General features: G+C 69.2%; 6 protein-coding genes. 1 reads left to right on the top strand and 5 read right to left on the bottom strand.

All coding sequences use genetic code 11. From position 1 onward, the window contains the following. Positions 1 to 818: 818 nt before the first annotated feature. Positions 819 to 3,365 (bottom strand): FtsX-like permease family protein, encoded by a 2,547-nt coding sequence (locus ACFRCG_RS19705; protein ID WP_380033113.1) that lies wholly within the window; start codon positions 3,363 to 3,365, stop codon positions 819 to 821. Further along, positions 3,365 to 4,192 (bottom strand): ABC transporter ATP-binding protein, encoded by an 828-nt coding sequence (locus tag ACFRCG_RS19710; RefSeq protein ID WP_380033115.1) that lies wholly within the window; start codon positions 4,190 to 4,192, stop codon positions 3,365 to 3,367. Before ACFRCG_RS19710 ends, ACFRCG_RS19705 begins: the two co-directional genes overlap by 1 nt. Positions 4,193 to 4,478: 286 nt before the next feature. Here ACFRCG_RS19710 and ACFRCG_RS19715 point away from each other — a divergent pair, with 286 nt between their 5' ends. Then, entirely contained in the window at positions 4,479 to 4,673 is a 195-nt protein-coding gene (locus tag ACFRCG_RS19715) for a DUF5708 family protein (protein ID WP_380033117.1), read from the top strand. Here the strand turns inward: ACFRCG_RS19715 and ACFRCG_RS19720 are convergent. The 3 genes from ACFRCG_RS19720 to ACFRCG_RS19730 all read right to left on the bottom strand — a co-directional run bounded on the left by ACFRCG_RS19720 (position 4,640) and on the right by ACFRCG_RS19730 (position 11,618). Further along, positions 4,640 to 5,410 (bottom strand): Ig-like domain-containing protein, encoded by a 771-nt coding sequence (locus ACFRCG_RS19720; protein ID WP_380033118.1) that lies wholly within the window; start codon positions 5,408 to 5,410, stop codon positions 4,640 to 4,642. The genes ACFRCG_RS19715 and ACFRCG_RS19720 overlap by 34 nt on opposite strands. A 373-nt stretch (positions 5,411 to 5,783) precedes the next feature. Then, entirely contained in the window at positions 5,784 to 10,814 is a 5,031-nt protein-coding gene (locus ACFRCG_RS19725) for a DUF3320 domain-containing protein (protein WP_380033120.1), read from the bottom strand. A 162-nt stretch (positions 10,815 to 10,976) separates the two neighbouring features. After that, positions 10,977 to 11,618 carry a TetR/AcrR family transcriptional regulator gene (locus ACFRCG_RS19730; protein WP_380033122.1) on the bottom strand — a complete coding sequence of 214 codons (642 nt, stop codon included), beginning with the start codon at positions 11,616 to 11,618 and terminating at the stop codon, positions 10,977 to 10,979. Between the last annotated feature and the right edge of the window lie 130 nt (positions 11,619 to 11,748).

Genomic DNA, 11,748 nt, shown 5'->3' on the forward strand with positions numbered 1-11,748 from the left:
AATCATCACCCGGATGCCTCACCCGGCGTGTCCGACCGCTCGGACCCGCCACCGAGCGTTGTCGCGACCGTCGGCGACGAACCACCAGGCAACGTGCGGTCTTGCCCGAACCACGTCATCGCTAAAGAGGGTCGTCGAATTCTTTCATACCGAATGGCGGGCGGTCAGCACAATCGGAGGGTGTAAACAATGTCGGATTTTTCGACAGAATCGAATGGGAGGTCCGGAAGATTTTCGGCGACGAGTGTGAGATCAAGCGGCATCATACCTATCCGAATTTTCACGCCCAGGCGATTCCCACGGGGTATCGATCGGCTACGAGTTCTCGCTTATGGGAATCCCTGATTTCCATGGGAAGACTGTGTGATCTGGATGGCGACTCCGCGAAAGCCCTCATGCCGCATTTCATGGATACCCCGGACACTCTTGTACATGCCGATGACGTCGAAAGTGGCGCCCTTCATGTGAGTAGCGGTGCAGAGTGACCTGCGGCGTCGTCAACGGAATTCACCTTCGAGATTGAACGCACCGGCGCCCGTACGTATTGACGGCCCTGATGGCACCGAGCGAGGGAGGGAGGGCCGTCGAATTCTATGGTGTCCATTCGAGCGGGGACCGGGTTGCCGGCAATGCCGTCACGGATCGACGAAAGGCATATCGTCGACGTACGCCGCCATGGTCGTGACCGCTTCGTAGATGAACAGAAGAACGATGGGAAAGACGTCGAGCCTGTCCGCAGCCCCGGAAGCGAGCGGTCGATGGCCTGAAGCGACCGGGAGTACGGCGACCGCCGCACCGTCCCGGGGGATTCGGGCCGATCAGCCTTGCGTCACCGCCACCGGGTTCGTCCGCAGTACCTTCCAGGTCGGCAGCAGCGTCGCCGCGAAGGTCAGCACCGCCGCCGTGCCGACCACGGCCGCGTAGATCCGGATCGAGCCCATGGGCAACCACGAGTCGGTCAACGACAGGCTGAACGGGACCACCGCCGCGGCCGCCGCCGCGGTGCCCAGGATCACCCCGATCAGCGTGGTCAGCGTCGCCTCGACCGCGGACATCCGCATGATCTGGCCGCGGGTCGCGCCGCTCAGGCGTTGCAGCCCGAACTCGCGCCGGCGGTTGTGCGTGGCCAGGATCAGCGAGTTGACCAGGGACAACGCGGTGTACAGGGTCAGCATGCCGATGATCAGATAGTTGATCCACGCCTGGGTCTTCGACTCCTCGGCGTGCGTTTCGAGCAGCGCGTCGCGCGAGGCCGCCCGCAGCCCCGGGTGCTCCTTGGCCCAGACGCCCAGCGACGCGACCAGCCGGTCGGGATCGGTGCCCTCGGCCGCGCGGACCAGGATCTGCGCGGGCAGCCCGTCCGTGGTGTGCGGCGCGAGCAGGGACACCGGCAGCAGCATGGTGTCGTAGCCGGGCCGGCTTTCGAACAGCGCGACCACCCGCACATCCGCCGAGGCGCCGTCGCCGAGCCGCAACCGGATCGTGTCGCCGAGCCCGCGATGGATCGACCGGGCCAGCGCCTTCGGCAACGCCACCGTGTCGCCGCGCAGTTCGGCCAGCGAGCCGGCGGAGGCCGTCACCCCGACGGTCGCCGGGCCCGTGTCCACGTCGACGCCCTGCATCGGCACCCCGTGCCTGCTGTCCGGCGCGACACGCGGGTTCTCCACGAAACCCGCGCTCGTGGTGTACGCGCTCGCGCTCGCCACGCCCGGGATCGCCCGCACCCGCTCGACCAGGCCCGGGTCCACGCCGCCCACGGCGGCGGTCACCACCGCGTCGGCCCGCAGGCTTTCCGTGTACACCCGCTCGGCCTGCCCGGTCGTGGTGGTCTGGAGGTACAACTCGCCGGTGCTGATCGCGACCGCCAGCATGATCGGGGTGACCACCGCGGCCGTGCGGATCGAGGTGACCCGCGCGCCGAGCATCGCGATCCGGCCGGACCGCCCGGTCAGCGCGCCCAGCGGGCGGTACAGGAGCCAGGTGAGTAGCCTGGTCAGCCCTGGGGCGAGCAGGCCCAGGCCGATCGCCGCGCAGATCACCGCCGGGCCGGCGGTGCTCGCCGCCATCGGACCCTCCAGGACGTTCACCGTGACCAGGCCCAACGCGGTGGCGCCGGCCAGCGCGATCAGCGCGAGCACGAGCCGGAACCAGTTGAGCCGGCGTCGCTGGAAGGCGGATTCGGCCAGTGCCTCGGTCGGCTTGGCGGTCACCGCGCGCCAGGCGCCGACGAACCCGCCGACCAGCGCGGTCAGCAGCACCGCGCCGGCCGCGGCCACCGCCGGGATCCAGCCCTGCTCGAACTCCACCGTCTCGGCGACCATGCCCGAGGCGACCAGTCGATCGAAGAGCACCCGCCCGGCCGCCGGGCCGGTGAACCAGGCGACGCCCGCCGCGAGCACGGTGACCATAAGCGTCTCGCCGAGCAACATCCGGCGCAGTTGGCGCGGGGTGGCGCCGATCGCCCGCATCAGCGCGAACTCGCGCCGACGCTGCTGTACGGACAGCCCGATCGTGCCGGCCACCACGAACACCGCGACCGCGACGGCCAGACCGCCGAACACCGCGGACAGCGAGATCAGGTCGGACTTGTTCGCCAAAATCTCGGGATGCTCGACCGCGCCGCGATCGTCCCCGGCCAGGATCCGGATCCGATCGTCGCGCACCGCGCGGGAGACCGCCTTGCGCAGCGCGCCGAGGTCGGTGCCCGGCGCGGCCACGATCGCGATGTCCGCGACGGCGCCGGCGGGCGCGGACAGCCGGTCTGCCTCGGCCGCGGCGAAGAACATCGTGGCCTGCGGCACCGTGCGCGCGGGTCGGGCGATCCCGCTGACCCGGTAGGCGCGCGCCTCGCCGTGCGCGGCGATCCGGACCCGGTCGCCCACGTCGACCGCCGCGCGGCGGGCGAGCGTGGTGTCCAGGACCACCTCGTCCGGCCCGGTCGGCGCGACACCCCCGGCCAGGGTGTACGGCGTCAGTTGGGCGGACTCCCACGCGTGGCCCTGTGCCTTGCGATTGCCGTCGGGACCGATCAGCGCGGTGCCGAAGGTACGCTCGCCGACCACTGCCCGCACCCCGGCGACGCCGCGCACCCGCTCCACCATGCCCGCGTCCAACGGGACGCGCTCACCCAGCGCGTAGTCCCGCTCCCGGTCGCCGTCGCCGTCGCGCGGGCCGGTGTAGGTGGGGTCGCCGATCACCGCCAGCGAGGCCCGCTCCAGGCGTTGCGGCGGGGCGTTGTTGCGAACGCCCGTCTCGAGCAGGCCGCCGCAGGCCATCACGACGGTGGCGCCGAAGCACAGCGCGACGAAGGTCGCCACGAAGCCGCCCGCCCGAAAACGCAGCGTGCGCAGCGCGAGTCCCCACATCAGCGCACCTGGCCCGACGACCGGTTCGGGCCGGCCTCGAAGGCGCCCAGGTGGGTCATGCGGTCCGCGATCGTGTCCACGGTCGGCGCGGCCAGCCGGCCGGCGATCCGGCCGTCGGCGAGGAAGACCACGTGGTCGGCGTAGGACGCGGCGACCGGGTCGTGGGTGACCATGACGATGGTCTGGTCGTCGACGTGTACCGATTCCCGGAGCAGCCCGAGCACCTCGGCCGCGGTCCGGGTGTCCAGCGCGCCGGTCGGCTCGTCCGCGAACAGCACGGCGGGCCGGATCGCCAACGCACGGGCGATGGCGACCCGTTGCTGCTGGCCGCCGGACAACTCGTGCGGGCGGTGTCGGGCCCGGTCGGTGAGGCCGACCCGCGCGATCACCTCGGTGATGTGGCGCCGGTCCGCCCGCTTGCCGGCGAAGCGCAGCGGCAGGGTGACGTTCTGCTCCACGGTGAGCGTGGGCAGCAGGTTGAACGCCTGGAAGACGAAGCCGATCCGTTCCCGGCGCAGCTTGGTCAGCGCGTTCTCGTTCAGATCGGCGAGATCCCGACCGGCCACGGTGACCGCGCCCGAGGTCGGCCGGTCCAGGCCGGCCGCGCAGTGCAGGAAGGTGCTCTTGCCCGAGCCGGACGGCCCCATCACGGCGGTGAACGAGCCGGGTGTGAAGGCGATCGAGACCCCGTCGAGGGCGGCGACCGAGGCGGAGCCCTTCCCGTAGACCCTGCGGACCGCGTCGAGCCGAACCGCCGGTTCCCCGGCGTCGGCATGCCCGGCTCCGCTCGTGTCCCACTCCCGCTCGCGTGTCGGTTGCCCGCCCACGATGACCCTCCAGGCGTTCGGCCGCTCCCCGTGGGCGGCGTCGAACCCACGCTAGAAGCGCCCGCGGTACCCGCCCATGGGGCCGGCCGGCCACTTGGGGTGGGGGTAGACCCCCCACCGGGCGATCGGCCCTCCGGGACGGGCGACCTGCGCACACCGCGGCTCGAACTCCCGCGTTTCTAGGCCGAAGTGTGTACGCCGTTTCGTCCCGAGGGAGGGCGTGTCGACGCGGGACGCGGCCCTAGCCTCGTAGGCGTATCCGCAGGTCGAGTGAAGGAGACGGACCGTGGCCAAGGCGCGCGGCTCGATGGTGGCCGGCTTGGTCACCGCCCTGGTGGGCGCGGGCCTGAAACTGTTCGCCGACGATGTGCACCCGCCCGTGTTCGAACCCGGGAAGCTCGGCATGGTGCTGCTGATCCTCGGGATCGCCGAACTGCTGTACGGGATCTACCGATCGACCCAGGGCGACCGGAAGACGTGAGCCGCCCGGGCGCGCGGCCGACGACGCTGCGCGACCAGGGCCAGGAAACCGGCGCCGAGCACGGCCGAGCCCAGGAACACGACGAGCAGCACCCGGCCGCCCGATCCGGTCCCGGCCGCGCGCGGCCGGCTGGCGGCGTCGGCCGGGGTCGCGCGGAGCTGGTCCACGACGCGGCTCGCGGCGGTTTCGCGTACCCGGGTGGCGGCCGGTGCCACCTCGACCCGCACGTTCGCGGTGGCCTGCCGCCCGAACCGGTCGCTCACCGTGTAGCGGAAGTCGTCCCGGCCGACGAAGCCCGGCCCCGGGGTGTAGCGCAGCACGGCGTCCGTCCCGGTCGTGTCCTCGGCCTGGAAGACCAGACCGTGTTCGGGGTTGGTGTGCGAGAGCACGACGAGCCCGTCGCCGGTGTCGTCGGCCAGGACCGCGATGTTCACCGACTGCCCGGCGCGGGTGCCCACCACGTCGGCGAAGGCACGCGGCCCCGGCAGCCCGGGCGGCGCCGGCGGCACGGACGGCGGGATCGGCCGGGAACCCGCGGCTGGCCGGGGATCGGCGCCGGGCCGGGAATCCGCACCGGGCCGTGGGTCCGCCACCGGCTGGGGGTCCGCCACCGGCCGCACCCGATCGGTGGGCACGTCGGCCCGCGCGCTCGCCGGCCCGAACAGCACGACACAGCAGGCGAATACCGCGGCGCCCGCACGGCGCACTCGGGTGGGGGACGCGGACGCGGTGGGCACGGGTACCTCCGGCACTGGCGATCCCGCCGGCCGAAGCCGGCACGATCTCGGGTCGAACGCCCCGATCCTGGTCCCCCGAGCGCCCCGCCCCACCTCGCGGCACGCCCCCCACCCGAAGCTTCACCCGCACGCGTTGCGCGGAGGACGGCCCCGCGAGCCGACTCGATCACACGTGCCAGAGCTGGTGCGTTTGCCCGGGACGGACAGACACCAGGGAGTGGCATTGCACAAAACGAGAGCGCCGTTATATACCCATGTGCGGCGCGTCGTGTTAACGGCCCCTCACCACAGTCCGAGCCCGACAACGGGCCGACAAACCATACGGCGTCAAGGCGACCGGAGCAGGATGGAGCAACTCAGGCCACCCGGCGGGTCATCCCTCCGCCGTGATGCGCCCGTCCGCGTCCCTCAGCCTGCCCCAGCGGTGCAGTTCGTCGATGTCGGAGTCCAGGAAGCCCCGGATGTCCCGGCCCATGCGTCGCCAGCCGAACAACTCACATGCGTGCCGAACCAGTTCCTCTCGCGACATACCAGGGCATTCGGCAGCCAGTTCATAAAGGGCGCGTTGCCGTTCGACTGAGGCGATGTGCACAGCCTTGCGCGGGAGGCACCCGTCCTGTGGAAAGCGCGCGTTCGGTGCCTGCCTACCGGCCAGGTCCAGAAAGTCGCCAGCGACCGCGACCTGTCCCGTACGGACGAGAGCACGCACCACTTCCCGTACATTGTCGCGGATCCTGTTGCCTGCCCGAGCCACACCCCATGCCTCTCGAGCGCGTTGCACCAACAGTTCCTCATGGATGGGCCCCTCGATCTCGATCACCCGTTTCAGCACGATACGCAGCTCGGGACGAGCTTCCGGAGTGTGTAGTTCGTGCGATGAAGAGACGCTCGCCTCCCATGTTTTGTACGGAGAGCTCCATGGGCGGTCGGACTCGGTCTCGACCGGAACACGCTCGTGCTGGGTAGGCACCATCATCCTCGGCGGTGACGTCTCGGTTCCTCGAGCTTCGGACGGGATCGACTCATCGGAGGACCTGTCGGGCATTCCGGCGTTCGTGACGCGCTCCCCCTCATCGCGCAGGACGGTCATGGCCGCACCCGCCGCCGCGAAATCCGACGTCGGCTCCCGCCACACCGCCGACTCCACCGCTTCACGCAACCTCAGTTCGGCGGCCGCGCGTCCGCGATACCAGTCGGTGCCCCAGATGCGATGGAGCCGCCAACCCAGCCCCGCGAGTACCTCCTCCCGCAATCGATCGCGATCACGAGCCGTCCTCGACGAGTGATACATCGCCCCGTCGCACTCGATGCCCAGCGCGTAGGCGCCGGGAAGCTTCGGGTGACGGACACCGATGTCGATGCGGTACCCGGCAACGCCGACCTGTGGCTGCACGTGATAGCCCCAGTCGCGTAGTACTCGGAGAACGGACTCCTCGAACGGACTGTCGGGTTCGGCGTCGACGTACATGACGTCCTGCGCCAGGACCGCGGGCCCGTTCGCGGCGTACTCCAGATATCGCTTGAGGTGCTGAACGCTCTGATTCGCGCCGTCCGCCAGATCACCGGCCCGGAAGGATGCGACGACCTCCATGCGACAGCGGGCCCGGGTCACCGCGACATTAAGTCGACGCCAACCACCCTCCTTGTTCACGGGCCCGAAGTTCGTACCGAGCCGACCGTGCTCGTCGGGGCCGTACCCGATCGACATGATCATGACGTCGCGCTCATCACCCTGGACCGATTCAAGGTTCTTGACGAAGAACCCGTCGAGCCGGTCCTCGGTGAAGCAGTGATCCAGGTCGGGACGCCGCAGCCGGGCCTGCCGAACGGACTGATCGATGGCCGATGCCTGGGCCTGGGAGAGCGCGACGACCCCCAAGGTGCGATCGGGTCGGGTATCGAAGTGGTGGATGACGCGCTGGGCGACGAAGTCCGCTTCCGTACGGTTGTCCCGCCGACCACCCCGGTCGTACACACCGGACGCGTGAAAGAACTCGACACCGATGTCGTTGCCGTGCTCCACCGCTCCCGGAAAGGTCACCATGGAGTTGCCATAGAAGGATCTGTTGCTGAAGGTGATCAGATCCTCGTGACGGCTGCGGTAGTGCCAGCGCAGGGACAACTCGCGTAGGGCACCCGCCTTGCAGGCGTGCAGAAGTGATTCGAAGCTGTCGGGAACGTCATCGTCGTACTGGTCGGAATCGTCCTCCACCGCCGCATCGAAGAAGGTCGTGGGCGGCAATTGCTTCTCGTCGCCCGCCACGATCAGCGAATTCGCCCTATATATGCAGTTGATGGCGTCGGCAGGGCGAACCTGTGATGCCTCGTCGAAGATCACGACATCGAAATGATGATCCGCCGGCAGCAATTGACTCACCGTCAAAGGGCTCATCATGAAACACGGCTTGATCAGCCGGACAACCTCGCGGGTCCGGCTCAGCAGTTCACGCACCGGGAGATGGCGCCGCTTCAGCTCCGCTTGTCGCTTGATCAACAAGGCGGCACCTCCGGTGTGCCGGCGCGGTCGGCGCTTGTTGCACGCCTCGATCACAGCTCCACTCGCGGCGGCGACGAGGCGGCGATCGGCTTCCCGGAAATCCATTACCCGCGCGTCCAGGTCCGCAGAACGAGTGATAGCGAGCCGGGAATCACTGGCAAGGACATCGTCGGCCCAGCACTTCAGAACTGCCTGCTCCACGACGGCGGGCAACTGCTCGGACGGGACGTGTCGCTCCACGGCACGCGGGACGAGGACATCGACACCGTAACGCGCCAGAACATCCATCCCGGCGCGATATGCCTGCCACTCCTCCGGTCCGTGTGCATCCGCCAGAAGCTCGTCCAGGACCTGCCGAGCCTGCTCGAAAGTGCCCAACAGGGCAGAGGACAATCCGACCCGGCGATGCTCCACGAAAACATCCAGCAGCGCGATCGAGGATTCCGACCAGTGATCGGCGCGACGCGTCGCCACATCACACCAGGCCGCCAGCAGACCGCGAATGTCACGAGCGATCAGCCCTGGTTGTGGGTCCGGGTCGGAGCAGGCACCCAGTAGGGAAACCAGTGCCTCTCTGTTGCCGGTACCTCGGACGAGTTCCGCTATGCGGTCCGCCCTGGAGAGCGCCAAGTGGAGAGTCGGCAGCGCATCCTCGTTATGGGGTAAACAGTCGCCCAGAGCCTCGGCGTGGTGTGACATCAATCGAGCAACCTCGGCAGCAGTGTGCTGCCAGGCCAGGGCATCGCTCAGGCGCCGGGGCAGCACCTTGTCCCAGATACCGGCACGGGTAAGCGCGACAACCGCCGCCCGATCCTCGCGATATCGTCCGGACAGCCGCCCGAACACTCCTCGGTGGCGTTCGGAGAATCGCTCGATCAGGCCCGGCAACTCTTCAGCGTGGAGAACCTGTTCGCCGAAGATGTCCTCCGCCGCGGCACGGGCGGCTGCGCAAGCGGCGAGGGCGAACTGCAACTCGCGAGCCGCTTGATGTGCTTCCCGGAGTCCGTCGGCGTCGAACCATCGTTCGGGCGGCCGCACCGACGCGGAGGCCAGATCGGAGAGCTCCAGTAATACGAACGCCGCCTCAACGCTCTCCGGCTTGGGTAGTCCGAAGAGCTCGGCCAACCGGGCAAGACCGCTGGAGAGGTCGTCCCATAGGGTGCTGCCGACCGAGTCGGCCGCAGACGGGTCCCGTCGAGGCGGCCCCGCTTCCAACGTCGCCACGGCTTTGCGTACCTCACGCACGGTGCGCGGTTCGGGGATCGTGGCCTCGAACGGGCGACGTTCGACAACCGTGCGCAGGTCCGCGAGCGCGTCGATTGCCTCGGCAAGACGGGTGGCGGGCGCGGAGTCCTTCTTCAGCCCGTGCCAGACGAAAGCCTCGCGGTCGGCGGCCGGGCGCCAGGCTCTGCTCACGGCGCCGGCCGCTTCAAGGAGCGACTGAAGCTGCCCGGCGCCGAATCGCCGGACCGTGTCGGTGTTTGTCCCGCCCAGTGTGAGTTGCGGAGTACCCGCCTGTTCCAGGAGGACCAGACGACCCAACACATCGTGGAGGGAACGACCGAGCGGCTCACGGATCTGATTCATCGCTGCGGCGTAGGCCGACAGTTCCTCACGCAGTCGCCGGGCCCGATCAAGCTCGTGCTCGGCCGCGCCGGTAATCCGCACCTCGGTGGTCAGCACCCGTTCGAGTTCCGTCGCCACGGCCTTTTTACCGGTATCGCCGCTGTGCAAGGCCATCACGAAGTCCCCGAGGCCGACGCCTCGAAGCCGGTTCCGCACAACGTCGAGCGCTGCGGCCTTCTCGCTGACGAACAGCACCGTACGCCCCGCATGCATGAGCGTGGCGATCATGTTGGTGATCGTCTGGCTCTTGCCCGTGCCGGGCGGACCACTCATGACGAAGGAACGGCCGTCAAGCGCGGCAGCGATGCATTGCCGCTGTGAGGAGTCCGCGTCGAGCACGAGCGGCGTCTGCTCGGGCATCCGCATCTCATCGATCCGGTCGATCTCGGGTGGGTCGAAGCCGATCACATCATCGGGCAACCCCGCGTCGGGTCCGAGACCGATGGCGCGCACCAGCGGATGAGCCAAAATACGGTCTCTGTTCTGTTGCAGGTCCTGGTACATGGCCTCCTTGTGGGAGGCGAAGAGGCCCAGCACCACACGTTCGTCGACCGACCAGCCTTCCTGCGACCGTACGACCTCCCGGGCCGCCGACAAGACCGACTCGGGATCCATTGCGTCGCGGTCCGCCACGGGGCTCCAGTCAACGCCCAGGTGTTCCAGCTTGACCGCGAGTGCAGGATTGTGAATCGCGTCCTGGCCCTCCGCCGGGTACAGGCGCGTCCGCCTCTGGTCGTCCCGGCGAAGCTCCACCGGTACCAACAGCACAGGAGCGGAACTCGTCTTTTCGGCGCCTTCCTCCCGCCAGTCCAGCATCCCGATACCCAGCCACAGCACCCACAGGCCGTAGTCGTTGTACATCTGGCCGGACTTCTGTCGCAGTTCGTAAAGCGATGCGTCCAGACCAGCCTGTGTGTTCTTCTGCGTCACCAGGCCGACGGCACGATCGGTACCGCCGATCGCGGCGGGGTCGTCGTATGTGTAATACGTCTCGCCGTCGACCAGGGTGTCCTGTGTGCTCGCACCGTCGATGACAGGCTCGTCGCCCTCGACCGAGGCGAACGACCATCCGCGGGCCAGGCCGGCCTGTACGGCGAAGGCATCCGGCACCCTGATTTCCAGGGTGGCGATCCTCGTGTGACAAAAGTTCAGCAGGCGATTCCGCCCCCCGAGGTCGAGCAGGGAACTGTGCCAGGTACTCAGAACGGTCTTCAACCGATCGAGACCGGGGTCCCTGCCGCTCGCGGAGCCACCGCTGCCGTACCGCAGGGCTCCGGACATAGGCGAATCGGGCACGGGGACATACCTCCGGAACGGAAACGCTCAGGAGGCGACACACCTCGGCCCCCCAGCCGGGGTAAGTATTCAGCGTCGGCGGCCGGAGGCACCAGTGTCGGTCCGACTCTCCTGTCTTCCGTCGACCGCACGAGCCCCGGATGCCGGTCAGGGGCCGGCCACCGTCGGGCGGTCGGCGGCCGTTACCAAGGCGGCGAAGGACAAGGGACTGCGGGGCGGTTCGGCGGTTTCGATCGGGCGTGGGCCGAGGCCGTCCAGGGCCACGTCGAGGTGGTGGTGCAGGAGGGTGTCGTCGGCGTCGAGCCGGGCCAGGCCGCCGGGCAGCGGGCGGGAGAGCCGGATCGAGAGCAGGACCAGGTCGCCCATGCCGACGTCCGGGCGCAGCGTGCCCGCCGCGTGGGCGGCGTCGATCAGGGCCTCGACGGCGTGCACGGTGGCGGTCCGTACCCGCACCAACTCCGCGTCCACGACCAGCCCTTCGAGCAGCACCGGGATGACCGCGCCCATCCGCAGGTCGGCGGCGGCGTGGACGAAGCGACGCAGCGCCGCGTACGCGTCGTCGTCGACGCTCGCCGCCTCGTGCGCGGCCGTCTCCAGTCGGCCCAGGAGGTCCCCGGTGAGGTCGCGGACCAGCGACTCCCGGTCGGGGTAGCGCCGGTAGAGCGTGGCGGGGCCGACCCCGGCGCGGCGCACGATCAGGTCCAGCGGCGCGTCCGGTCCACGCTCCAGGAAGACGTCGCGCGCCGCGTCGAGGATCCGTCGTCTGCTGCGTGCCGCGTCCGCCCGCATGGCGCACCGTCCTGGACTGTCGAAAGCTAATCGGAGACTTTATCTCCGCCTATGTTATCGGGTTTGAAACCGGGGAGAGGGGCCGTATGCGGGCCCGCGCCGCGCCGGCCCCGCGGATCCCATGCGGATC

The sequence above is a fragment of the Embleya sp. NPDC056575 genome, assembly GCF_042793325.1.
GTDB lineage: Bacteria > Actinomycetota > Actinomycetes > Streptomycetales > Streptomycetaceae > Embleya.